Below are 25,350 nucleotides of genomic sequence, written 5' to 3' on the forward strand. Positions count from 1 at the left end.
TGCTTCAGGAAGACGCGCAGGAATCCACATTGTTACAAGGCTTCATCAAGATTTCCTGTGATGAATGGATTTTCCCTTCAGAACAGCGCTATTACGCGATGCTGGCTTCGCTCGTCACGCTTGAACAACCGCAGCTACAATCCCCCAACCGCCTCTGCCGCGGCTTTTACGCGCTCGAAATCCGCCGGCAAAGTCAGTCCATGTTTGGCCCGCTCAAGGGCCTCCCTCGAGTGGCGTATGGCATTTCCGCGATAGCGATCATGTTCAAACGTCGCGAGAATTCGCAGCACTTTCTGCAATCTCAGCCCGACTTCGACAACGCCGGCGCCGTCCCGCGCGATCGGTGTGAAGAGATCATCAAACAGTTCGTCAAGGCTGATCGCCGGCACGTAGACATTTGGATACGGCACTTCATGCTCATCCTCCCCTGTCGTTTCGTTCCAGACAGCCAGAACGCGCACTGTCCGCGTGAGAACATCGATCGCGGTACCGGGATCGTTGGTGGCCGCCGAAAGGGCGCGAGACGCAATCTCCGACAGAACTGCAGCGCCAAATCGCGGGTCCTGATCATAGGACCTGGTATCGCCCACCGTGAAACAGCGGGAGATTGCCGTTGTCTCCTCGGCGTCATCGGCGCCGTCGATCCACGCAACCGGCGTCGACGGATCCACAAACTGACCCGGAATCATGTGAATGTATATCTGCGCTTTCGCGTCGGTTGCGATGCCGGAAAGGGCGCCGGTATCAAGGTGCTGCACATACCCTATCCGATCGACAAAGACCGGTCTCGCCGTGGCCGGAATGGTCTCTGAAGCGCTTAACCGGCTTCCGCCGAAATACGGTTGCTTACGCCGGGACCGCATCGCCTCTATGGTGACCTTTTCCACTCTCTCGGTCGTTTCTGTGACACGCCCGAGCCGGGAAAGGTGGTCGATCCAACGCAAGAGCGTGACGACAATCAGCACAATCACGGCAACTGTCACAACAAAGAGAACGACACGGCCGCGGTCGCCGTAGGCGCCGGTGCTCAACGCGATGATCCCGACAAGACTGAAGAGGAAGGAGCCGATGAAGGTCGCGAGCACGTTCTGCGTCGTGCTGTCCTCCATGACCAGCGTGGTCGTGCGGGGCGTGACGTTGCTGGTTGCAGCCGAATAGGCCGACACCATCGTGCTGAGAGAGAATGTCGTGACTGTCAGCATACTTGAGGCAATGATGCCCAGTATATTATCGACAGCGTCAGCGCCTATCTTCGTGGGAAGATCACCTGGAATGAACGGACTGGCGACGATGGCGACAAGTGCGGTGATAATGGCAAGGATGGAAAACAGACTTGCCCGAAACCAGATTTTCCGGACCAGTTTCGACAAAAGCCAAACCCAGCGTGACGTCATCCGTATTCTCACTTTTCTGGCTCATCGCGGGCCGTCTCTTGTCGACGTCTCAGGTGTACGCCTTTGCCTGCCAAATTGGGATTAATCAGGTCGCCCGTCAGTCTTCAGCGACAGTTGGTGTCCGCTTTGGAGCTCAACCCACATCGCGGGACCTCTGATCAAGCGTCTGCAAACAGACCGCCTTCCGCTACGATGAGCGTCGGACCTATTATGGTAACAGGCGCGCCTTGCAACGAGGCCGCCCCCCATAACAGCTATATTCCAGATGGATGTTCTGGAGCACTGTGGACCAGCTGAAACTCCGGCGAATGCACCAGGTGCAGATAGCGTTCGAACTGCGCCAGGACGTCGCTGATGAGTTGATCGCGCGACATCCCCATCACGTCATACCCGCGATTGCCGCTTGAGAAATAGGTCCGCGCCTCAAAGCGAAACTCAGGCTCTCCGGCCCGCACAGGCGTAAAACTCGCGACGCGCTGCCGTGTGGGTGTGACACCGTAGACAAAGTCACGAACATCTTGTGCGGGTGAGCGCAGGACGATCGCCCCGTCCGGGTCATCAACCACCTGCCCATGCCGTCCCCGGGAGGTCAGTTCCTGCGCGACCTGATCAAGGGCTGGACGCACATGCGTGTCGATGAAGCGACGGACATCGGCTTCGGTCGCGGTGGCCAGCATCAGGGCCAGTCTCCGCTGCCAGGTCTGCCCGGATGCCGGCTGGGCAGCCGGAAGGGTGGCGCCGTTGTGCGCATCGCGCTGTGCAAGGTCCTCTTGCATGCCCAGATACAGCGAAAGGACAAGACCGAGCATGATCACGGCAAACGGCAGCGCGCTGGCGACAGTGGCAGATTGCAGCGCCGTCAGGCCACCGGCGAGCAGCAGGCACCCCGCCACGAAACCCTCCATAACGCACCAGAAAACCCGCTGTCCTGTTGTCGTGTTCGTCTCGCCGCCGGCTGCAATGGAGTCCACGACAAGCGCACCCGAATCTGCCGAGGTGATGAAGAAGATTGACACCAGCAGAACCGCGAGCGTCGAGGTAATTGCCGGCAGCGGCAGATACTCGAAGAACCGGAACAGACCGACTGAGACGTCATTGGCGATAGCCGCGCCGAGAGCGCCGTTGGCGATGCCGGTATCGATAAACATCGCCGTATTGCCAAACACCGTCATCCAGAAAAAGGTGAACCCGGCGGGAATAAAGAGGACGGCGACGACGAATTCCCGCACGGTTCTGCCGCGGGAAATGCGGGCGATGAACATGCCGACGAAGGGCGACCAGGAAATCCACCAGGCCCAGTAGAACAAGGTCCAGGCATCAACCCAGGGCGTCGGCTCATAGGCGTAGATGTTGAATGTGCGCAGGACCAGCGTGTCGAAATAGAGACCGAGGTTCTGCACGAAATCCCGAAACAACAGGCTGGTCGGACCAACCACGAGAACGAATATCATCAACAGGATGGCAACGATAAGGTTGGTTTCCGACAGGATGCGGACGCCCTTGTCGAGGCCGGTCACGACCGACACTGTCGCCATCGCGGTCACGACTGCGATCAACGGCAACTGCACAGCGATGCCGATCGGAACGCCGAGAAGATGGTTGAGACCCGCATTGATCTGCGAGACGCCGACACCGAGCGACGTGGCGATCCCAAACATCGTGCCGACAATCGCAAAGATATCCACCGCGTGACCGATCGGACCATCGATACGGTTTTTGAGAAGCGGATAGAGGCCGGAACGGATCGTCAGCGGCAGGTTGTAGCGATAGCCGAAATAGGCAAGCGACAGGCCGACAACGGCGTAGATTGCCCAGGCGTGGATCCCCCAATGGAAGAAGGTCACGGTCATTGCTTCGCGCATGGCTGCGACCGAACGCGGCTCGGCCGTCGGCGGCGCCATGAAATGCGTCATCGGTTCACCGACGGCGTAGAACATCAACCCGATCCCCATGCCGGCGGCAAACAGCATGGCGATCCACGACAGAAAGCGGAAATCGGGAACGGAATCATCCGGACCAAGCTTGAGCTGTCCGAAGCGGCCGAAACAGAGCAGCAGGACGGATGCGAGAAATATGCCGACGGAAAGCAAATAGAACCAGCCGAACGCGCCGAGGATCGATGCCTGTACGGCGCCAAAAAAAGCGCCCGCTTGCCCGGGTATGGCGATGCCGACCACCAGAAACAGACCGATGACGATGACTGAGCCGTAGAAGACCGGGGGGTTGATGACAAAACTTTTCATACCGCGGATTTGTCCTCCTGCGCTCCGACTTGCGGATCATTGGGACGGACGATCCCGCCCCAATCCGGCCGCTTTTCATGGAAACTAGGCGGCGCTTTTGAAAAGTCCACAATGACGACGCAAGCCGATGCCTATCGCAAATGTCCGTTCTTCAACCATGACGGCGAGACATGATACGAGACCGAAGTTGCAATCGTGCTCCAGCTTGGCCGTCGTTACTCGCGAATAGCGTATGTCGGCCTCCGGTGAGGCGTTGAAACGCGCGGCAACCACCGATCATCGTGATAGGGCAAAATAGCTTCGCAAGCGCCATCTCCAGAGGTCTTGGCCGACCGTCACCCTGGACCCCGACCTCCATCCCCTCACCGACCATTCGACTTTCTCCATTCGGCGAAGATCGACAAATTGTTCTCGTCCGTGGCGGGATACAGGCCAATGATCGTGTAACCGGCCTTGACACGTTCGGCGACAAAATCCTCGTAGGCCGTCATCTCGACCGCCTCGTCTGCGATGTCGTCGGCGATTTCCAGCGGGATGATGATGACACTGTCGTCGTCGCCGACCACGATATCGCCCGGGAATACGGCGACGTCGCCGCAGCCGATCGGGACGTTGATGTCGATCGCCTCGTGCAGGGTGAGGTTTGTCGGGCTGGAGGGTCGGTGATGATAGGCGGGAATGTCCAGTTCGCCGATCACCATCGCGTCACGAAAGCCGCCATCGGTCACGACCCCTGCCCCGCCGCGCACCATCAGCCGGGTAATGAGAATATCGCCGGCGGACGCTGCACGCGCGTCCTTGCGGCTGTCCATCACAAGCACATGGCCCTGAGGGCAGGTCTCGATCGCGTGGCGCTGCGGATGCTGCGGGTTGCGAAACACCGTCATGGGATTGCGGTCCTCGCGCGCCGGCATGTAGCGGAGCGTGAAAGCGGGCCCGACCATATTGCGACCCTTCGGCTTGACCGGCCGCACGTCCTGGATCGTCTGGTTCCTGAGGCCGCGCTTGTAGAGCGCCGAGCAGAGCGTCGCGACGGAGACGCCCATCAGTTTGTCACGGGTTGCGGGGTTCATAGTTTCTCCTTGATGCTTGCTCAGTTGATCGCCGGCTCGGTCACCTTGGCGCCGAAGTCCGTCTTCAGGAAATCGAAGTCGCAGCCCTTGTCAGCCTGCTCGATATGTTTGGTGAACATGAAGCCATAGCCCCGTTCATAGCGCGGTTCCGGCGCCACCCAGGCGGCGCGACGCGCGTCGAGCTCTTCGCCGGAGACCAGCATGTTGAGGCTGCGTGCCGGAATATCGAGTTCCACCATGTCACCGGTCTTCAGGAGCGCCAGCGGGCCGCCGACAAAGGCTTCAGGCGAGGCATGCAACACGCAGGCGCCGAAGCTCGTGCCGGACATGCGAGCATCGGAAATGCGGACCATATCGCGTAGTCCGAGCTTCAGAAGCGCTTTCGGCATCGGGATCATGCCCCATTCCGGCATGCCCGGCCCACCTTGCGGCCCTGCATTGCGCAGAACCAGCACGGTTTCCGGCGTCAGCGGATAATCCGGGTCGTCGATGATCGTCTTCAATTCGGCATAGCTGTCGGCCACCAGTGCCGGGCCGCGATGCTTGTGGAATTTAGGGTCGCAGGCGGCGGGCTTGATCACCGCTCCATCCGGGCAAAGGTTGCCCTTCAGCACGGCGAGAGAGCCTTCATGATAGACCGGATTGTCGAGCGCCCGAATGACGTCCTCATTGTAGATCCTGACTTGATCCAGACCCTCGGTCAGCGGCAGGCCGGTAACGGTGATCGCTGTCGGATCGAGCTTGTCGCCGAGCTGCTTCATCAGGGCCCTGAGGCCGCCGGCATAAAAGAAATCTTCCATCAGATAGGTGCTGCCGGATGGGCGAATATTGGCAATGACGGGCGTGGTGCGGCCGATCCGGTCGAGGTCGTCGAGTTCGAGCGGAATGCCGGCCCGGCGGGCCATGGCGATCAGGTGAATGATCGCATTGGTCGAACACCCCGTCGCCATCGCGATCGTCACGGCATTGTTCACGGCAGCCGGCGTGATCACCTTGTCCGGCGTCAGATCCTCCCACACCATCTCGACGATCCGCCTCCCGCAGGTGGCCGACATGCGCTGGTGGTTGGCATCTGCGGCCGGAATGGAAGACGCGTTTGGCAGCGTCAGCCCCATGCCTTCGGCGATCGCCGTCATCGTGGAAGCCGTGCCCATCGTCATGCAGTGGCCATAGCTTCGGGCGATACCGCCCTCGATCCCCTGCCATTCCTCCTTGGAGATGGTGCCTGCCCGTCGCTCGTCCCAGTATTTGAACCCGTCTGTGCCGGATCCCAGCGCCTTGCCGGCATAATTGCCGCGCAGCATGGGTCCGGCCGGCAGGTAGATGAAGGGAACGCCCATCGAAACCGCGCCCATCACCAGGCCCGGCGTAGTCTTATCGCAGCCGCCCATCAGCACAGCGCCATCGATCGGGTGCGAGCGCAGAAGCTCTTCCGTCTCCATGGCCAGCATGTTGCGATAAAGCATCGTGGTCGGCTTGACGAAATTTTCAGACAGCGACAGCGCCGGCAGCTCCATCGGGAAACCGCCCGCCTGCAGAACGCCGCGCTTCACCCATTCCACACGCTCGCGAAAATGCATGTGGCAGGGCTGCGCATCCGACCAGGTGTTGATGATCGCGATGATCGGCCGGCCTTCCCAGTCCTCCGGGGCATAGCCCATCTGCATCGTTCGCGACCGGTGCCCGAACGAACGCTGATCATCCGGCATCATCCAGCGCGCCGAGCGCAGTTCTTCGTAAGTCTTCCTGCCTGCCATTCCAAACTCCCGTGCCGCGAGGGCACTCTTCCAAGATCACGATGATCGCTTATTCGGTAAACGCCTCTTCGCGTTTGCGGCTGATGCTCGGTGCCAGAACGAGCGCGAGAACGGCAACGGCGAAGATCAGCAGCGACAGGCTGAGCGGGCTGCGCACGAAGATCGACGGGTCGCCTTGGCTGATCAGCATCGCGCGCCGCAGGTTCTCCTCCAGCATCGGTCCCAGAATGAAACCCAGCAAAAGCGGCGCCGGCTCGAAGCGCATTTTGCTGAGCGCGAAACCGACAACGGTGAAGCCTGCCATGACGAAGACGTCGAACACGCTGTTGTTGATGCTGTAGGCGCCGATGCAGCAGAAGCCGATGATGGCCGGAAACAGCAAATGATAGGGGACCGTCAGCATCCGCACCCAGAGCCCGATCAGGGGCAGGTTGAGGATCACGAGCATCAGATTGCCCGACCACATGGAGACGATCATGCCCCAGAACAGTTCCGGCTCGTCGGAGATCACGTTCGGACCGGGTGTGATGCCCTGGATGATCATTGCGCCCACCATCAGCGCCATCACCGGGTTGCCGGGAATGCCGAGCGTCAACATGGGGATGAACGAGGTCTGCGCGCCGGCATTGTTGGCCGCTTCCGGCGCAGCCACGCCCTCGATCGCCCCTTTGCCGAATTCGGCCCGGTTCGGAGAGATCCGTTTTTCCACCGCGTAAGAGGCAAACGATGCCAGCATCGCCCCGCCACCCGGCAGCACGCCAAGGAAGGAGCCGAGTGCCGTGCCGCGCAGGACCGGCGCGATGATGCGCTTGAAATCCTGCTTGGTCAGCATCAGGCCGGTTACCTTCTTGATGCCGACCGAGCGTTCCTGCTCGCTTTCCAAATTGCGCAGGATTTCGCAAATGCCGAATATACCCATGCTGACGGCGACGAAATTCAGTCCGTCATAGAGTTCCGGAATGTCGAAGACATAGCGCGGCGTTCCGCTTTCGACATCCGTCCCGACCGTGCCGAGGATAAGCCCGAACACGATCATCGCGAACGCCTTGAGCAGCGATCCGCTGGCAAGCGCCACGGACGCGACGAGGCCGAGAACCATCAGCGAGAAATATTCCGCCGGCCCGAAATTGAGGGCGACGGCCGCAAGCGGCGGCGCTGCGACCGCAAGCAGGATCGTCGCAACCGTGCCGGCGAAGAAGGAGCCGAGAGCTGCGGTTGCAAGCGCTGCTCCGGCGCGGCCGTTTCTGGCCATCTGGTAACCATCGATCGCAGTGACGACGGACGAACTTTCGCCCGGAAGGTTGATGAGCACCGCCGTCGTCGAGCCGCCATACTGGGCGCCGTAGAAAATGCCGGCCAGCATGATGAGGGCGGATTCCGGTGGCAGTCCGAAGGTGATCGGCAAAAGCATGGCGATCGTGGCCGTCGGCCCGAGGCCCGGCAGCACGCCGATCGCGGTACCCAAGAGACAGCCGACAAACCCGTAGAACAGGTTCATCGGCATGAAGGCGGTCGAGGCGCCGAGCCAGAGGTTAGAAAAGAGATCCATATGCAATCCAATCCGGTTTCGTCGGCTGCCCTAAGGCATCAGGTGCAAGCGTCAGATGAGTTCGCCGATGAAGGGAACCCATGGGCCGAAGGCGCTGACAGGAAGCGAAAGGAGTTTTGTGAAAAGCAGAGAGGAACAGACCGCGAGAAACAGCCCCAGCAGGATCGAGTGCCGCCAGTTGGCGTATCGGCTTGCGGTCGCGACCCCGACGATCATGAGGAACATCGTAGGCGCAAGACCAAGGCCCGAGAGCAACAGGCCGAAGCCGACCGGCGCCGCAATCACCAGCGCATAGGCCTTCCAGTTCCAGACCTCCGGCTCGCTCGCCTCGACGCCGACCATCACCGCCTGCACGATGATCAGCCCACCGATCCCGATCAGGAGCAGGCTCAGCATGATCGGGAAATAGCCGGGGCCCATCTGGAACGAGGTGCCGACTGCGAGCTCGCGGCCGAACCAGATGAACAGAAGTCCGGCGCAAATCATCGTCACGCCGCCGACGAAGTCGCGGCCGTTTCTAATTTTCAGCATGGCTTGATACTCAGGTGTGAAAGACGTGCCGGCCGGAGACTAGACCCGGCCAACAGATTGTCTCACTGCAGCGGCACGTTGGCGGCCTTGATGACTTCGGCCCACTTCGCAGTTTCCTTGTCGATGAAAGCCTGGAACTCGGCCGACGTATTGCCGACAGGCGTCACGCCCATCGCTTCGAGCTTTGCCTTCATCGCCGGATCGGCAACGATCGCCTGCACTTCCTTGCTGAGCTTTTCGACGATTTCCGGCGGCGTGCCGGGAGGAGCAAAGAGCCCGTGCCACGAGGTCGCCTCGAAGCCGGGGATGACGCTTGCCATGGTCGGCACGTCAGCCAGCAGATTGGCCTTTTCCAGACTGGTGACGGCCAGCGCCTTTACCTTGCCGGCTTTTACCTGCTGTGCGGCCGTGGGAATATTGTCGAACATCATATCCACGTGTCCGGCGACAACGTCCAGGATTGCCTGGCTGCTACCCTTGTAGGGTACGTGCGTGATCTTGATGCCGGTCTTTGTCGCGAGCAGCTCACCTGCAAGATGGATCGATGTGCCGACACCTGATGAAGCGTAGGTATGCTTTCCTGGCTCCGTTTTCAGGAACGCGATCAGCTCCTCGACAGTGTTTGCCTTGATCTTGTCCGGGTTGACGACAAGCACGTTCGGCAGGCTGGCGATCAGCGAAATCGGCGCGAAGCCCTTTTCCCGGTCGTAAGGGAGGTTCTTGTAAAGTGTCTGGTTGATCGCGTTCGAGCTCACTGTCCCCATGCCGATCGTGTAGCCATCGGGCTTGGAGCGGGCGAGATCGCCAAGGCCGATATTGCCGCCGGCGCCTGGCTTGTTCTCGACGATGAAACGCTGGCCCAACCGCTTGTCGAGTTCTTCCGCGACGAGGCGGCCGAATGTGTCGGTATTGCCGCCGGCCGCAAAGGGAACGACGACGGTTACGGTCTTTGTCGGATAGTCCTGCGCACGGCTAGCCGTCATGCCGACTGCTGATATCACGGCCGTAGCGGCCGCCAACGTCATGAAACGCTTGAGGTTCATAATACTTCCTCCACTTATCCGGCATTCGGCCGGTCCCATTAAACCATTCTTCGAAACCCTCCTTCCGAAGAAATGGAAGCGCTTTCATTTTACCGTCAAAATCCGCAACCGCAACATCCAATCGCAAAATTTAAAGCGTTAAAAATCAGTCTATTGGACGTACCGTAGTAGGATTTCGTCTCCGGCCACTTGATTAGTTCCAAAATGAAAGCGTAACTCATTTTGATAGGGGCACTTACGATGACAGACGATTTCAATAGCAAGCGCATGACCAGCAACAGCCCGGTGACACTTGCCGATATCGCGAAGCTCGCAGGGGTCTCGCCTGTCACTGTGTCCCGTGCCATCAACACGCCCGCTCTGGTGAAACCACGAACGCTGGAGGCGATCGAGAAGGTCATTGCGAGGACGGGCTATGTGCCCAATCTTCTCGCGGGCGGCCTCGCATCCCGAAGGACGAGGCTCATCGCCGCGATCGTTCCCTCTGTTGCCAGCACCATCTTTGCCGAAACGATCGAGGGCCTTAATGCCGAACTGGTCTCTGCCGGTTATCAGCTGCTGCTCGGCCTTTCCGGCTATGAGCCAGCGCGCGAACTGGAACTGACCCGCGCCATTCTTGCCCGCCGGCCCGATGGCGTGATCCTTACCGGCATCACACATCTCAAGGAAACCCGCGCGATGCTGACGGGTGCCGGCCTGCCCATCGTCGAGATCTGGGATTCGACACCTTCGCCACTCGATACCGCCGTCGGGTTTTCCCATGCCGCTGTCGGCGCACTGGTTGCCGACCATCTTCTCATCCGGGGATATGACCGTTACGCACAGGTCGGCGCCAACGATCCCCGCGCCGTCCAGCGCCGCGATGGTTTCGTCAGCCGCCTGAGAGGCGTCGCCGATGTCGAACTGCCGGACCTGGAAATGAATTCGCCCTCCACCTTCCGCGACGGAAGGCTGGCGATGGCACAACTTCTCGATCGCGGAAAGGGAACTCTCGGGGTATTCTGCTCGTCGGACGTGGTTGCCCATGGAGCACTGGCGGAAGCTTACGCGCGCGGATGCCGCATGCCGGACGAACTTGCCATCGTCGGGTTCGGTGATTTCGACTTTGCGCCTCACACCCACCCGCCGCTGACCACCGTGCGCATCGATCGCCGCGATATCGGAACCAAAGCAGCCCAGTCGATCCTTAGAAAAATTGCTGGCGACAAGAATGTGGAAGCGATGATCAATATCGATTTCCACATCGTCGTCCGAGGAACCGCCTGAGCCTCAGGCCCGCTTGCCGAACTCCGCCGTGCCGCGTGTCCAGTGGGCAGCCTGTTCCGAAAGCGTGATCCCGAGGCCCGGACGGTTTGGTACCAGCATGCGCCCATCTCGGATCTCGAGCCGTTCGTTGAACAGCGGATCGAGCCAGTCGAAATGCTCTACCCACGGCTCCAGCTCATAGGCTGCGGCAAGATGCAGGTGAATTTCCATAGCGAAATGCGGGGCGAGCTGGAGTTTTTTCGCCTCCGCCAGCGCGCAGATCTTCAGAAACGGCGTGATGCCACCCACTCTCGGGGCGTCCGGCTGGATGAAATCGACCGAATTGTTCTGGATCAGCGCCACATGCTCCAGCACACTCGTCAGCATCTCACCGGTCGCGATGGGCGTATCAAGCTGGGCTGCAAGTGCCGCATGCCCCTCGACGTCATAGGCATCCAGCGGCTCCTCGATCCAGGTCAGGTGATAGGGCTCCATCAGGCGGCCGAAGCGCATGGCGGTCGGGCGGTCCCATTGCTGGTTGGCATCGACCATCATTGCCGCCCGCTCGCCGATACGCTCGTGCACGGCAGCAACTCGCTTGAGGTCGAGTGCTAGGTCGGGCTGGCCCACCTTGATCTTGATACCGCCGATACCGTCGGCAATCGACTGTTCGACATTCTCGAGAACCTCCTCGATCGGAGAAGAGAGAAACCCACCAGAAGTATTGTAACACTGCACGCTATCGCGATGCGCTCCCAGCAGTTTTGCGAGGGGCAGTCCTGCGCGCTTGGCCTTGAGGTCCCACAGCGCCACATCAAAAGCCGCGATCGCCTGCACCGCAAGCCCGCTGCGCCCAACCGATGCCCCCGCCCAGCACAGCTTGTTCCACAGCTTGCCGATATCGTTCGGATCCTCGCCAATCAGCACATCGGCAATTTCCTTGGCATGCTCGTACTGGCCAGGTCCTCCGGCGCGCTTGGAATAGCTGAACCCTATACCGGAATGGCCATGCTTCGTCTCGATCTCGGCAAACAGGAACGCCACTTCGGTGAGCGGGCGTTGCCGCCCGGTCAGCACCTTCGCATCACTGATCGGTGTCTTCAGCGGCAGGAAGACCGAAGACAGCTTGATCCAGGCGATGCTATCCGCCTCAACGGCGGCCTGCGATGCAGTCTTCTTTTCCATTTGCGCGTCCATGTCTCCAACTCCTCCTGTCGTGCGCCCGCAAGGAGCGTCCTGCTTGACGAATACGCGTCCGATCCATTTAAGTCCAAACCGAAGATTGTCGCTCAGCGATACAGGAATTGAATAGATGCTCGATATGGTTCAGGTGAAATCCTTCGTCGCTGTCGCGTCGGAACTCAATTTCAGCCGCGCCGCGAGGCAGTTGAACATGACCCAGCCGCCACTCAGCCGGCAGATCAGGCTGCTGGAACAGCAACTCGACGTGACGCTCTTCGAGCGCAACAGCCGGCGCGTCACGCTGACCCCGGCGGGCCTCGCGTTTCTCGCCGAAGCGCAAAAGCTTCTGGCACAAGGTGATGCAGCAATAACGGCAACACGCCGCGCCGCCCGCGGCAGCGCCGGCTCCATCCGGATCGCTTTCGTCGGCGCCGCAACCTACGGCTTTCTGCCGCACTTCATATCAGCCGCCCGGAGGCTTACGCCGCAGATCGAACTCGACCTGGTACAGATGGAAACGGCCGAACAGTTGCAGGCGATCAATCGCGGCGATGTCGACCTCGGCTTTTCCCGCCCGCTTTCCGGCACGCATCAATTGCAAAGCCTGTGCGTTGTGCGGGAACCGATGATGCTGGCCATCCCGCGGGCACACCCGCTGGCATCAAGGCGAAGGCCCACGCTGGAGGCGCTGAATGGCGAACCAATCATCATGTTCTCACCCCAGGCCCGCTATCTGCACGAAAAGCTCGCCGCATTGATGACCGACAACAACATCACGCCCCACATCGTCCAGAGCATGACCCATTCACAGGCCATCCTGTCGCTGGTGAGCGCCGGCATCGGCCTCGCCATCGTCCCGGCGGCAACGCGCCACGCATGCTTCGACAACGTCGTCTTCCGCCCGCTCGACCTCAGGCAGGAATGCATCGCGGAACTGCATGCCATATGGAGCAGCGAAAACCGCAATCCCCTATTGCCGGAGATTCGCTCTCTTGTTGGAAGCTCCGCAGTGCGTGATCTCTCCAGCTAGATCTGCAGAGGCAGTCGGTGCTCGATTTCAGGACCATCTCTCGCCAATCCAGTTCTCGGACGAGTCTTGGATGTTAATCGGGCCTCGTGCTGCCTGACTCCACTCTTCGTGGCCGAGTGCCCCAGAATAGCTGATCGCAGCATCAGGATCCGTCAGCGCTGCATGACTGGAGCACGGTTCCGGTCCGGACCTTCAATATCTCAGTCGCTGCTTACAGCAGTCCGAACGTCTTCAGCGTTTCGCCGATGCGGGCGTCCTGCTCCGCATTTGGCAGCAGTGCCGGCTGGCGGCTGGCGCCGACGGAGGGGTCCTGCAGGTAGAGCGCGCGCTTGACCATGGCCGGCGGGAAGCCGTGGGCGTAGAGATCGGTGCGGAAAGCGGTGTAGATGTCCTGCTGCCGTTCGGCTTCTGCGATATCGCCTGAATTGAAGCCGCCGACGATGCCGGCCAAGACGTCAGGCATAGCGTTTCCGAGACCGGAGATGCAGCCGGCAGCGCCGTTCTGCAGCGCCCAGAGCACGAGATGGTCGGGGCCGGAATAGACTTCGAAACCGTCGACCTCCTTGGAAACCTGAAGATAGGCGGCCAGTGTCTCCTGCGCGCCGCCGGAATCCTTGATGCCCGCGATATTGCCGTGGGTCGCCAGTTTGCGGGCGGTTTCCGGCTCGATATGGTTCTGGGTACGGGCTGGGATATCGTAGAGATAGACCGGCGTGTCGACGGCATCAGCGACAGTCGAGAAGTGGCGGACCAGACCATCCTGCGTGCAGGCTATGAAGAACGGCGTGATGACGGCGATGCCGGTCACGCCTATCCGGTCGAATTCCTTGGCAAGCTGCAGCGTTTCGAAAGTGGCCGGCATGCCGGCATTGACGATGACATCGACCTTGCCGCCGACTTCGTCGACCACTTCCTCGAGCAGCTTGATCTTTTCGCCGTGGGTCAGCGCCGAAAAATCGCCATTGGTGCCGGCGCACATGATGTTGTTGCCAGCCGCGACCTGACGGCGCACCTGGGCGCGCGTGGCCTCATAATTGATGGTCTCGTCGTCGTTGAAGCATGTCACGATCGCGACGAAGGCTTTCTTGGTCATTATTCTACTCCGGGATCAAATCTGGGAAACGCGTGCGAGGCGCGCATTGCGGTTTGTGGCCTGCACGTCCGGGTCGGGGTCGAGACTGGCGGCAAGAAGCGCCTGCGTATAGGGCATTTGCGGATTGTCGAAGACCTGCGCGACCGTGCCGAACTCGACGACCTCGCCCTTCTGCATGACCATCACGTAATCGGCGAAATCGCGCACCAACGGCAGGTCGTGGGCGATGAAGATGAAGGCGATGCCCATCTTCTTGCGCAAGCCGTCGAGCAGCCGGATCACCTGCGCCTGGACAGACACGTCGAGTGCCGACACGGCCTCGTCGCAGACGATCAGTTGCGGCTCGAGCGCAAGGGCGCGGGCAATGGCGATGCGCTGGCGCTGACCGCCGGAAAACTGGTGCGGATAGCGCCCCATATGCTCAGGCGACAGGCCGACCTGATCGAGCAGTTCGGCGGCACGCTCCCGCCATTTGGCTTTGGGCAGGATTTCCGGGTGGATGACCCAGGCCTCGGAGATCAGCTGATAGACCGTCATGCGCGGATTGAGCGATTGGGTCGGGTCCTGAAACACCATCTGCAGGTCACGGCGCAGCTTGAACAGGTCGCCCGGCGACATCGTGAAGAGGTCCTTGCCCTTCCAGCGCGCAGTGCCGCCATCCGGCTCTTCGAGGCGCAACAGGACGCGGGCTAGCGTCGATTTTCCCGATCCGCTTTCGCCAACGACGGCGACGGTTTCACCCGGCTTCAGCTCGAAGGACACGCCCTTCAGCGCTTCGAAGCCCCCATAGAACTTGCGGACATCCTTGACGCTGAGGATCGATGCGCCGTGTGCGTCCGGTTCATGCATGTCGCCCTTGCCTGGGGCGGCGGCAATCAGCTTCTTGGTATAGGCGTGCTGCGGGTTACGATAGACGTCGCGCACCGTGCCGCTTTCGACAAGCTGGCCCTTTTCCATCACGACGACGCGATCGGCAACTTCCGAGACGACGCCGAGATCGTGCGTGATGATCAGCACACCCATTCCCGTCTCGCGCTGCAACTCCTTCAAAAGTGCCAGCACCTCCGCCTGCACGGTGACATCGAGTGCAGTGGTCGGCTCGTCGGCAATCAGCAGGTCGGGTTTGAGCGCCAGCGCCATGGCGATCATGACGCGCTGACGCTGGCCGCCGGAAAACTCGTGCGGATATTTGTCGAGCGCAGCTTCAGGATCCGGCAGCGCCACCCGCTTGAACAGGCGCAAGGCTTCGGCCTGCGCCTGCGTGGTGCTGATGCCGTGGGTCTTCAGCGCCTCGCGCATCTGCCAGCCAACGGTATAGACCGGGTTGAGGTGGCTGAGCGGATCCTGGAAGATCATGGCGATGCGTCGGCCGTTGACCGCGCGGCGAGCCTCGCCCGACATTTTCAAGAGATTCTTGCCGTCGAGCAGGATCTCGCCGGACGTGATCTTGCCCGGCGGCATGTCGATCAGGTTCATGATCGCCGCCGACGATACCGATTTGCCAGAACCGCTTTCGCCGAGGATGGCGAGCGTTTCGCCACGGTCGAGATAGTAGGAAATGTTGCGCACGGCGTGGACGGTGCCGGACACGGTGTGAAAGTCGACGGAGAGATCGCGGACCTCGAGAAGATGATCAGCCATGTTTCGATCCTTTCATTTCCAGGCGCCAGCGCTGAACCGGGTCGAGCGCAATCCGCAGCCAGTTGGAGAGAAGGTTGAGCGACAGCGTGGTCAGAATGATTGCAAGACCGGGCCAGAAGGACAGCCACCAGGCATTGGTCAGGTATTGGCGCCCCTGGGCAATCATCAGGCCCCAGGTGATTTCCGGCGGCTGGATGCCGATGCCGAGGAAGGAAAGTGCGCTTTCGGCCAGCATCACGTAGGCGAAATCGAGCGTAGCAAGCGTCATCAGCGTCGGAAAGACGACGGGCAGAATATGACGGAAGAGTATGCGCTTGGACGATGCGCCCATGACGCGGGCGGCCTGCACGAACATGCGGCTCTTAATTTCGAGAACTTCCGCTCGGGTGGTGCGCAGATAGACCGGGATACGGGTGATCGACAGGACCAGCATCAGGTTGAGGATCGATGAGCCGAGAATATAAAGCACGATCACCGCAACCAGCAGCGACGGGAAGGACATGATGACGTCGGCGATACGCATGATAATCTGGCTGGTCCGCTCCGACGCGAAGCCGGCGATCAGGCCAAGCAGCGTGCCGATGACAGCGGAGATCAGCACGGCGCCGGCCGCGACCATGATCGTGTTCTGCGTGGCGACAATGATGCGCGGCCAGAGCGGGCGACCCAGTGCATCGGCGCCGAGCCACATGAACCAGTCGCGGCTGAAATCGAACGGCGCGAGATTGCGACCGCGCAGGTTCTGCTTGGTGGCGAGATCATCAAGAAGGGTCGGTCCGATGATCGCCATGACAATGACGAAGACGAGGAAGATGGCGGCGCAGAGCGCAAACTTGTCGGCCCAGAGCATACGCGCCATGCGGACGAAGAAGCCCGGTTCGGCGGCAATGGCATTCTCGGGCGCGGGGGATGGGACGGCCATGGTCATGTCGATCCTCAGTAGCGGATGCGTGGATCAAGCAGAGCATAGGCAAGGTCGATCACGAGGTTCATGAGGAAGATGGCGAAAGCGGTGACAAGGATCGCCGCCAGCACGACGTTGAAGTCTCGCTGCAGGATGCTGTCGATCATGAGCTTGCCGACGCCCGGGAAACCGAAGATAGTTTCGACGATGACCGCGCCGTTGAGAAGGCTGGCAGCCTGATCGCCGATCACTGTTATGACCGGCAGCATGGCGTTGCGCAGGGCGTGGATAAAGATGATCGGCCCGGATTTGACGCCCTTGGCGCGAGCCGTCTTCACATAGGCCGAAGACAGCGCTGAAATCATCGAGCCGCGCACCACCTGCACGATGATACCGAATGGGCGCACGAACAGCACGCAGATCGGCAGGATCCAGTGCGAGAGCGTACCCGTGCCGGAGGTTGGCAGCCAGGACAGCTGGATGGCAAACACCACGATTGCGACGATCGCGAGCCAGAAATCCGGGACGGAAGCACCGATCAGCGACACCATTGAGGAAAACCGGTCGAAGAAGCCGCCGGTGCGAAACGCGGCAAGCGAGCCGACGACGATCGCCGCGATGGTGACCAGCGTCATGGTGATGACGGCAAGCCACAGCGTCCAGGTGAAGGCTTCGAGAACGACATCGAGCGCCGGGCGCGCCTTGCGCAGGCTTTCGCCGAGGTCGCCTGTCACGACATTGCCGACATACTGTCCGAACTGCACGAGAAGCGGCTGATCGAGGCCGTGCAGCGCACGGAACTCGGCCTTCATTTCGGCGGATGCTTCGACGGGGAGGAAAAGGGAAGCCGGGTCGCCTGTCAGCCGCGACAGGAAAAACACCATGACCAGCAGCCCGACGAGCGAGATGAGGCTGGCAAAGGCGCGCTTGCGAACGAAAGTGAGCATGGTGACCTCGATCTTGCTGGAATGGACGGCGGCAGGACCGCCGCCCATTTCACTTCGATTGGGACGATCAAAATACGTCCTCGGAGTATGGTCCGGGTTAGTTCTTGATGCCGATCTCGGAGAGCTGCAGCATCGAGTTGGTCGCAATGCTCGGCTTGAAATCGAGACGTTCGGACACGCGGGAATAACCAACCATGTGGAAGAGCAGAACGTCAGCGACGAGATCGTCGTGGACGTAGGCGATCAGCTCCGACCACAACTTTGCACGTTCATCACCAGTGGCAGCGGAGGCGCGGGACACCAGGTCATCGACCTTCGGATCGGAGTAACCCGACTGGGTGCCCTTCGAGTCGTATTTGAAGAACATGGTGAAGGACGGATCACCCTTGGAATTGTCGTGCATGGCGGCAACGATCTGCGGACCGCGACCTTCCTTGAACGGCTTCGAGTAGTAAACCTCGTGCTCGGCTACTTCGACAAACCGGAGGTCGATCTTGAAGCCGACATCCTGCAACTGAGCCTGGATGGCTTCCATGATTTCCGTCACGTTCGGGAAATTGGCTGTCCGCGCGACGACGGTGATCGGCGTGTCGACTGCAACACCGTCAGCTTTTGCCTCATCGAGCAGCTTCTTCGCCTCGTCCGGATCATACGGGAAAACTTTCACATCCGGATTCCAGCCGAGTGTCGTCGGCGGCACAAGCGCCGTTGCGAGAACCGCGTCCTGCGGCACCAGCGTGCCGATAAAGGCCTCCCGGTCGATGGCGAGGTTCAGCGCCTTGCGGACGCGGACATCATTGAGCGGCGCGATATTGCCATCGATGCGAAGATACACGGTTTCGCTGTCGAGATAGGAGAAGTCCGTCTTCTCGTTGGTCGCTTCCACCTGCGAGATCGACGGAGCAAGATCGGCTTCGCCGGTCTGAACCATGGCGGCGCGCACGGCCGGATCGGAACGGAAAAGGTAGGTGGCCTTGGTAACGGCGGGCTTCTTGCCCCAGTAGTCGTCACGCGCGTCGAGCACGATCTGCTGGCCCGGTGTCCAGTTGGACAGCTTGTACGGGCCGGTGCCGACCGGCTCGCGGATGAATTCGAGCGGCGTGCCCTCGGGAACTATGGTCACCAGCGACAGCAGCAGCGGCAGGATCGGCTGAACCGGATCGACCTTGAAGTCGATGGTGGTGTCGTCGACGATCTTTACGTCGAACTTCATGCCGCCAAAGTAACGGCGGGATTCGCAGATGTTCTTGTCGCTGAAAATGCGATCGAAGCTGTATTTGACGTCCTTGGCGCCGAAGGCTTTTCCGTCGGAGAATGTCACGCCTTGGCGCAGATGAAAGCGCCAGGTGCCGTCGCCGGTCTGCTCCCACTTTTCGGCGAGCCGCGGCATAACGCCCTGCTTGCCGCGCACATCGAGCTCGGTCAGCGTTTCACTGACATTCTCCATGATGACGCGGCCGATATTGGAGCGCGTCGCCATGCAGGGCTCGAGCAGGTCGGCTTCCTCAGGCAAGACGATTTTGATGTCACTCGACGCAGCCTGAGCCGGAGAAAAACCGGTACCGAGTGCGAGGACGGAGCACAGAACGGCTCCAAGTAGGTGCGAAGTTTTCATGTCATTCTCCTCCCTCTAGCTGCGGATCGCACTGGTCAGTGCTCATCTTGCGATGGTCTCCCGACTGTGCGCTTCAGGCATTCCTCCGTGTGGCCCTGTGCGTCGGTCGGGATGCCTCCGTCCGTTTCGTCGCCGTAAGCGGGCTGACGCAGACCATCTGATGTCTGACCAAGTTTGTCAAATTAATTTTTCCTCAATATGATTTGGACAAACCTTCGTGAGGATAAGTGCATTTATTATCATGACGATGAGGCTGATGAACTGGCCTAAATCTTCAAATTTCAACGCCCTTCAAACTTGACAACTTTGTTATTTTGGTGATTTTCACGGTGGCAAGAGGAGACGCCGATGACGCCTGAACAGATTGCAACCGTCATGACCGGCACGGTGAAAGCCGTCGGAAATGGACGACACGAGGCCATGCTGGCTTCCCCGATGATCCAGAACCACGCCTCATTCCTGCACCTTGCCGAAGACGGCGCGCTGATCTGCGCCTGGTTCGGCGGCACGCTGGAAGGCAAGTCGGATATCTCGATCTTTGCTTCCGTTCTCGTGCCGGGTTCGGATCAATGGGGCGAGCCGCAGCGGTTGAGTTTCGACCCCGCCCATTCCGAACAGAACCCGGTTCTGTTTGCGGCACCTGAAGGCGGCCTGTTCCTGTTCCACACGTCTCAGCCTTCAGGCAATCAGGACGAATGCCGTATCCGCATGGCGGAGGTAAATCGCGATGCCGGTGACGCGACCAAACTGACGGTCAGCGATGGCCGCTATCTCGATTTGCCGCGCGGCTGTTTCGTTCGGGCACCGCTGACCGTTCGCGACGATGGAGCTTGGCTTTTGCCGATCTTCCGCTGCATCCAGCGTCCTGGCCAGAAATGGAACGGCAGCCATGATCGCGCAGCCCTCGGCATTTCCGAAGATCACGGCAAAACCTGGCGTCTGGACGATCTTGAGCAGTCGACCGGCTGCGTCCATATGAGCCCGGTGTCCATCGGAGACAACAAATACGCCGCCGTGTTCCGCCGCAGGCAGGCCGATTTCGTCTTTCGTGCCGAGAGTGCCGACGGCGGGCGTACATGGTCCGCGCCCGAAGCGACCGACGTTCCCAACAACAATTCATCGATCGCCGCAACCCGCCTGCAGGATGGCCGTATCGCGATGATCTGCAACCCGACCAATGCGGACATGTCCGCAGACCGCCGTGCCTCGCTCTACGACGAGCTGGGTGAAGACGACGACCGACCGGATGCCAATCCGGATGGTGGGTGCGTGCCGATCTGGGGTGTGCCCCGTGCGCCGGTTGCCGTCTGCATTTCCGACGACGGAGCAAAAAGCTTCACGCAGCGGATCATCATCGAGGATGGTCCCGGCACCTGCCTGTCGAATAATTCGGTCGACGGTTACAACAAGGAAATGTCCTATCCGTCGCTGCTTGAGGGTAACGACGGCAGTCTTCATGTCGCCTACACCTATTACAGGCGCGCCATCAAATACGTTCGTCTGGCGCCAGGCTGGGCCAGTTCAGCAGCGGGAGAACAAGCATGAGCAATATCATCGGCATCACCATGGGTGACCCCTGCGGCGTCGGTCCTGAGATCACGGTGCGGGCGCTGGCCGAAATGAGCGACGCGGATCGGGCCGTCACCCGCATCTATGGAAACCTGCCGACACTGGAAGCCGCCCGCAAGGCGCTGAACGTCGAGATCGATCTTGCGGCCTATGTCGTTGACCTGCCGATCGAAGGGGCACCGCTACCCTGGGGCCAGCTTTCACCGGTCGCGGGAGATGCGGCATTCCGCTTTATCGAAAAGGCCGTGCGCGATTCCGAAGCCGGCGTGATCGGCTGCATTGTGACAGCCCCGATCAACAAGGAAGCGCTCAACCTTGCCGGCCATCACTACGACGGCCATACGGGTATGCTGCGCAGCCTGACGAAATCGGCAGCCGCCTATATGCTGCTCGCTTCGGAAAAGCTGAAGGTCATCCACGTTTCCACCCATGTCTCGCTGCAGGAAGCGATCCGCCGCGCCACCACCGAACGGGTGCTGGCCACCATCAAGGCCGGCAACAATCACCTGAAGCGCACCGGTTACGAGCGTCCGCGCATCGCCGTCGCCGGTATCAATCCGCATTGCGGTGAAAACGGCCTGTTCGGCACCGAGGATGACGACCAGATCGCGCCGGCTGTGGCTGCCGCCCGCGCCGAAGGGATCGACGCCTACGGCCCGATCTCGGCAGACACCGTGTTCCACCGTGCCTATTCCGGCGGCTTCGACCTGGTCGTCGCGCAATACCACGATCAGGGCCATATCCCGATCAAGCTCGTCGCTTTCGATACGGCCGTAAACGTCTCTGTCGATCTTACGATCGACCGCACATCCGTCGACCACGGCACAGCCTTCGACATTGCCGGCAAGGGCATTGCCAACCACGGCAACATGCTGTCGGCCATCGCCTATGCCCGCAAGCTGGTAGCCGGCGGCAAGGGAGAGCAGACATGAGCAGCGCTCCATTAATCGTCTTGCATCAACCAAAACGACTTGTCATCGGCGCCGGTAGCGTCGGCGAGGTCGGCAACTGGGCTGGAGCGGTTTCCTCCGCGCTGGTAATCGCAACACCGATTACCGCTGGTTTCGTCGACCGGTTGAAACTGCCGGGCAAGGTTACCCTGTTCGACGCCATTCCAGGCGAGCCGGAGATCGAAACGCTTGATGCCGCACTGGCGGCAGCGCGCGCCGCAAAGCCGGATCTCGTCGTCGGCCTCGGCGGCGGTTCCGTCATGGACGTCGCCAAGCTTGTCGCGGCCCTTTGGGATAGCGAGCAGACCCTGTCCGATGTCGCAGGACCCAACAAAGTGGCGGGGCGCAGCACGCGCCTGGCGCAGGTTGCCACCACGGCTGGAACAGGCTCCGAAGCCGGCATACGCTCGCTGATCACCGATCCCGTAAAGGGCGCGAAGATTGCCGTCGAATCCCCTCACCTGATCGCCGATCTTGCAGTGCTAGACCCGGAACTCACCTACTCGGTTCCGCCGGCGGTCACCGCTGCAACCGGAGTCGATGCGATGGCGCATTGCGTCGAGGCCTTCACCAGCAAGCGTTCGCATCCGATGATCGACGGTTTTGCGCGCATGGGCATTCACCTCGTCGGCAAGTTCTTGGGCCGCGCGGTCAAGGACGGCGCAGATCGTGAGGCCCGCGAAGGGCTGATGCTGGCGTCCTATTACGGCGGCATCTGCCTCGGGCCTGTCAATACCGCGGCAGGCCATGCCATCGCCTATCCGCTCGGCACGCTGCTGCATCTGCCGCATGGACTGGCCAATGCCATCGTGTTTCCCCACGTCTTGGCGTTCAACGCGCCAGTGGCAAAGGACAAGACTGCGGAAGTAGCACAGGCGCTGGGGCTAGGCCAAAATCTCTCGCAGGCCGACCTGTCCGCGCAGGCCTATGGCTTCTGTGCTGATCTCGGCATCGAGATGTCATTGGCAAAACATGGCGCGACCGAAGCCGATCTTCCGCGCTTTGCCGCGGATGCGCATGCCATCCGTCGCCTCATGGACAACAACCCGGCCGATATGAGCGTGGATGACGTTCTGGCGATCTATCGCGCGAGCTTCTGAGAACCTCGCTCCAGTGAAAAAGGCGGTGCCGCCAAGCGCCGCCTTTTGCGTCTCATACCGAAGTCAAATCGCTCGCGATCCTCAAGATCGAGCCTACAGATGCGACGACTGAAAGAGCCTCTCCCGCGATCCCTTCAGATGCTCGAACATCAGACGGCGCGCATCATCCTCGTTGCTGTTGGCGATCGCTGTTGCAATGGCCTCATGTTCGCCAAACACGCGCGACAGGCCGGACGCTTCCCGCTTGATCGAGGCGCCGTGAAATTTCATGCCGACGGCAATATGATCCTTCAGGGCTTCCATGGCGGTGGTAAAATAATTGTTCTGCGCGGCGCGGGCGATAGCGAGGTGGAACTGAAAGTCGGCATCCTCGCGGTGTGACTGACGGTTCGTGGCATCGCGCAGCAGTTCGAGTGCCTGGCGGATCGCTTTCAAACTGTCGGCGTCGTGACGGGCGGCAGCGGCTGCAGCTGCGGCCGGCTCCATTGTCATGCGGAATTCGTAACAGTTGAGAAGGTCTGCGACGTTTTCCAATTGGCCGAAACCGAGGGGATTGCGCAAGCCCACCGAGCGGACGAAACTGCCGGCACCGCGCCTTGAATAGATCAGGCTCTGGTCGCGCAGCCGTTTCAGTGCTTCGCGGATGACGGGTCGGGACACCTCGAATTCGGCAGCCAGATCGTGTTCCGTCGGCAGGCGCTCGTCGGGCTTGTAGGCACCGGACTTGATTGCGCGCAGCATCCGCTCGAACACGATATCCGCAAGGCCCTTGCGGGCGGTTCCCGTTTCCAGTCCCATCGTCAACCTGCCTTTCGCAGGACCATGTCTGCAATTTGCTTCAACGTATGGGGATGACCGAAGCCACCCGATTTTGCAATGATGCAGCGACCCTGTGCCGAAGCAAGACCAAGACCCGGCAGGCATTCGCCATGCAGACGCAGCCTCGACAGGCCCAGCCGACGCAGCACCGCCTCCGCCGTCGCTCCACCGGAGAGAAGCAGCGTTCCGTCGTAACCGGCAAGGTTCTCGTGCACGCCGTCAGCCAGAGCTTCCGCCACAAGCTGCGCATCGACCTCTTCCTCACCCGGCGTCGCGTGCACCAGCATCAGATCAGGTCTTGTCCCACTTTCCGCGTCCAGCCGGCCGTTCGGCGCAGGCAGATATGTCAGGCTGTGGCCGTTGCGCAGGGCATCGATCTGCGCAAGCGTGATCGGATCGCGGGAACCGATGACAAATGTGATCGGACCGGACGGGATGGTCGCTGCCTTCGCATCGACCATGTTCGTCATGCGACGGGCGAGCGCTTCTGCAAGACCGCGAGCGCCGATCAGCAGATCGGTCCCGTTGTTCTCAGCGACGTCGAGCGCAACGTCCATGTCGGCGGCTGAGCTAGCGTCAGGGATATGGGCACGAGCTGTGTGCGCCCCGAGCCTGTCGGCGATCACGATCGGAGCGTCGATACCAAAGCCGGTGACACATCCGTTCGCAACCACCCGACCGAACTCTGGTATCCCAGGCGCAACGAGGGCACGTGTGAAAGGGATGGCGTCCAGTTCGGCAACGATATTTCCCTTGAGGCGGGAATCGACCTTCTTGAACAGCCGCGTTCCCGGCGGCAGCAAGGCGATTGTCGCAGCCGTGGCGGCACGTGCTTCGCCGGCACTTGTTTCGCGGGTGTTGAGGTTGATGGACAGCACAGCGGGGCGATCGGCGATGATCCCCGTAATTGCATCAAGGTTGAGCGCCACGTCGGTGCGAATACCTCGCCCGGCAAAAGGCGCCGCCGAGTCGAGCGCACCGGTCAGGTCGTCCGCAAGAATGACTAACATACGCCTCCGCCTACTTATGTTGTAAGCTTTATACCACGGAAAAGCGCTTACAAGTCAACATGGGTATGGAGTTAAATGACAAATGTAAGGTATTAAGCTCGGTTGGGGCAACAGTGTTAAATTTCAGAGAGGTTGGCATGAATGACATCGTCGTCGACGACTAATCGCGACGGCGTGATCCGTTATCATCATTCGAGACGACCAGCCGTCAAAGTCCCCAAAAGTGTTTCCGGGAACCATGCCATTCTCGACCAGATCAGCGCGCTTGAATGCGTCCGTGACAATGTTGTCGGCTTTCGCTCGCATACGGATTGTATCCGGCGACCACGACCCGAGGCTGGTCGATGCCCGCAGCCTTCAGGCAGGCTCGCGTCAACTCGATTTCGCCGACAATGCGCTCGACCGAGAGACAGCTTGCAACGGCCGTCAGCGGGATATGCGAGATGGCGCGTGCATTTCAATCATTTTCAGCACGTTGAACTCGCCCATCTTGAGTTTGAACGACAGGGCATCTGGCAAGAAGATGGCGTCATCACTATAGCCGGGATCGGCTAGGTACATCGTCGACTTATCAAACACCCAGCGCTTTGCAGGTATCGCGCGCGCTCGGTGGTTACGTCGACATCTGGCGCGATATAGGCCTTTCCTTGAAACC

General features: G+C 60.5%; 20 protein-coding genes. 5 read left to right on the forward strand and 15 right to left on the reverse strand.

The genetic code is table 11. The annotated features are described in order from the left end of the window. Window positions 1-134 precede the first annotated feature (134 nt). The 7 genes from J3A65_RS04065 to J3A65_RS04095 form a co-directional block, all read right to left on the reverse strand. A complete protein-coding gene (locus J3A65_RS04065; RefSeq protein WP_209899643.1) occupies window positions 135-1,394 on the reverse strand; it encodes a DUF2254 domain-containing protein in 1,260 nt (419 codons plus the stop codon). A 254-nt stretch (window positions 1,395-1,648) separates the two neighbouring features. After that, a complete protein-coding gene (locus J3A65_RS04070) occupies window positions 1,649-3,637 on the reverse strand; it encodes a BCCT family transporter (RefSeq protein ID WP_209899646.1) in 1,989 nt (662 codons plus the stop codon). Window positions 3,638-3,999: 362 nt separating this feature from the next. Further along, a complete protein-coding gene (locus J3A65_RS04075) occupies window positions 4,000-4,710 on the reverse strand; it encodes a ribonuclease activity regulator RraA (RefSeq protein WP_209899649.1) in 711 nt (236 codons plus the stop codon). A 20-nt stretch (window positions 4,711-4,730) separates the two neighbouring features. After that, window positions 4,731-6,467, reverse strand: a complete 1,737-nt coding sequence (araD, locus tag J3A65_RS04080; RefSeq protein ID WP_209899652.1) for an L-arabinonate dehydratase — start codon at window positions 6,465-6,467, stop codon at window positions 4,731-4,733. A 49-nt stretch (window positions 6,468-6,516) separates the two neighbouring features. Then, on the reverse strand, window positions 6,517-8,016 hold the full coding sequence (locus J3A65_RS04085; RefSeq protein WP_209899656.1) for a tripartite tricarboxylate transporter permease: 1,500 nt from the start codon (window positions 8,014-8,016) through the stop codon (window positions 6,517-6,519). A 51-nt stretch (window positions 8,017-8,067) separates the two neighbouring features. Continuing rightward, the gene (locus J3A65_RS04090; RefSeq protein WP_209899660.1) at window positions 8,068-8,547 is read right to left on the reverse strand and encodes a tripartite tricarboxylate transporter TctB family protein; all 480 of its coding nucleotides are present in this window, start codon (window positions 8,545-8,547) and stop codon (window positions 8,068-8,070) included. Between the two features lie 62 nt (window positions 8,548-8,609). Further along, the gene (locus J3A65_RS04095) at window positions 8,610-9,590 is read right to left on the reverse strand and encodes a tripartite tricarboxylate transporter substrate binding protein (protein ID WP_192078347.1); all 981 of its coding nucleotides are present in this window, start codon (window positions 9,588-9,590) and stop codon (window positions 8,610-8,612) included. Between the two features lie 240 nt (window positions 9,591-9,830). Here J3A65_RS04095 and J3A65_RS04100 point away from each other — a divergent pair, with 240 nt between their 5' ends. Next, complete coding sequence (locus tag J3A65_RS04100) at window positions 9,831-10,856, forward strand: LacI family DNA-binding transcriptional regulator (protein ID WP_209899663.1); 1,026 nt, start codon at window positions 9,831-9,833, stop codon at window positions 10,854-10,856. Between the two features lie 3 nt (window positions 10,857-10,859). Here the strand turns inward: J3A65_RS04100 and J3A65_RS04105 are convergent, their stop codons facing one another. Then, the gene (locus tag J3A65_RS04105; RefSeq protein ID WP_209899666.1) at window positions 10,860-12,032 is read right to left on the reverse strand and encodes a mandelate racemase/muconate lactonizing enzyme family protein; all 1,173 of its coding nucleotides are present in this window, start codon (window positions 12,030-12,032) and stop codon (window positions 10,860-10,862) included. A 115-nt stretch (window positions 12,033-12,147) separates the two neighbouring features. Between J3A65_RS04105 and J3A65_RS04110 the strand changes: the two genes are divergently transcribed. After that, window positions 12,148-13,047 (forward strand): LysR family transcriptional regulator, encoded by a 900-nt coding sequence (locus J3A65_RS04110; protein ID WP_209899669.1) that lies wholly within the window; start codon window positions 12,148-12,150, stop codon window positions 13,045-13,047. 211 nt (window positions 13,048-13,258) lie between these two features. Here J3A65_RS04110 and J3A65_RS04115 read toward each other — a convergent pair whose 3' ends face one another. The 5 genes from J3A65_RS04115 to J3A65_RS04135 form a co-directional block, all read right to left on the reverse strand. Beyond that, window positions 13,259-14,140, reverse strand: coding sequence for a dihydrodipicolinate synthase family protein (locus J3A65_RS04115; RefSeq protein ID WP_092662780.1), 882 nt, complete (start codon window positions 14,138-14,140; stop codon window positions 13,259-13,261). A 15-nt stretch (window positions 14,141-14,155) separates the two neighbouring features. Continuing rightward, complete coding sequence (locus J3A65_RS04120) at window positions 14,156-15,781, reverse strand: ABC transporter ATP-binding protein (RefSeq protein ID WP_092662778.1); 1,626 nt, start codon at window positions 15,779-15,781, stop codon at window positions 14,156-14,158. Next, a complete protein-coding gene (locus J3A65_RS04125) occupies window positions 15,774-16,703 on the reverse strand; it encodes an ABC transporter permease (RefSeq protein WP_209899967.1) in 930 nt (309 codons plus the stop codon). The genes J3A65_RS04120 and J3A65_RS04125 overlap by 8 nt, the downstream gene beginning before the upstream one ends. 14 nt (window positions 16,704-16,717) lie before the next feature. Next, window positions 16,718-17,632, reverse strand: coding sequence for an ABC transporter permease (locus tag J3A65_RS04130; RefSeq protein ID WP_092663432.1), 915 nt, complete (start codon window positions 17,630-17,632; stop codon window positions 16,718-16,720). 97 nt (window positions 17,633-17,729) lie between these two features. Next, window positions 17,730-19,247: an ABC transporter substrate-binding protein gene (locus tag J3A65_RS04135; RefSeq protein WP_209899673.1), complete on the reverse strand. Its 1,518-nt coding sequence runs from the start codon at window positions 19,245-19,247 to the stop codon at window positions 17,730-17,732. 348 nt (window positions 19,248-19,595) lie between these two features. Here J3A65_RS04135 and J3A65_RS04140 point away from each other — a divergent pair, with 348 nt between their 5' ends. The 3 genes from J3A65_RS04140 to J3A65_RS04150 are packed head-to-tail and all read left to right on the forward strand — an operon-like array spanning window position 19,596 to window position 22,866. After that, a complete protein-coding gene (locus J3A65_RS04140; RefSeq protein ID WP_209899676.1) occupies window positions 19,596-20,792 on the forward strand; it encodes an exo-alpha-sialidase in 1,197 nt (398 codons plus the stop codon). Further along, window positions 20,789-21,748 (forward strand): 4-hydroxythreonine-4-phosphate dehydrogenase PdxA, encoded by a 960-nt coding sequence (gene pdxA / locus J3A65_RS04145; RefSeq protein ID WP_062459984.1) that lies wholly within the window; start codon window positions 20,789-20,791, stop codon window positions 21,746-21,748. The genes J3A65_RS04140 and pdxA overlap by 4 nt, the downstream gene beginning before the upstream one ends. Then, complete coding sequence (locus J3A65_RS04150) at window positions 21,745-22,866, forward strand: iron-containing alcohol dehydrogenase (RefSeq protein ID WP_113166328.1); 1,122 nt, start codon at window positions 21,745-21,747, stop codon at window positions 22,864-22,866. The genes pdxA and J3A65_RS04150 overlap by 4 nt, the downstream gene beginning before the upstream one ends. A 93-nt stretch (window positions 22,867-22,959) precedes the next feature. On the opposite strand, the gene J3A65_RS04155 is transcribed toward J3A65_RS04150, so the two are convergent. Next, window positions 22,960-23,664 (reverse strand): FadR/GntR family transcriptional regulator, encoded by a 705-nt coding sequence (locus J3A65_RS04155; RefSeq protein ID WP_209899679.1) that lies wholly within the window; start codon window positions 23,662-23,664, stop codon window positions 22,960-22,962. Window positions 23,665-23,666: 2 nt separating this feature from the next. Beyond that, the gene (locus J3A65_RS04160) at window positions 23,667-24,695 is read right to left on the reverse strand and encodes a four-carbon acid sugar kinase family protein (RefSeq protein ID WP_113166327.1); all 1,029 of its coding nucleotides are present in this window, start codon (window positions 24,693-24,695) and stop codon (window positions 23,667-23,669) included. Window positions 24,696-25,350: the final 655 nt, after the last annotated feature.

This window comes from Rhizobium sp. PvP014 (assembly GCF_017876855.1).
Taxonomy (GTDB): domain Bacteria; phylum Pseudomonadota; class Alphaproteobacteria; order Rhizobiales; family Rhizobiaceae; genus Neorhizobium; species Neorhizobium soli.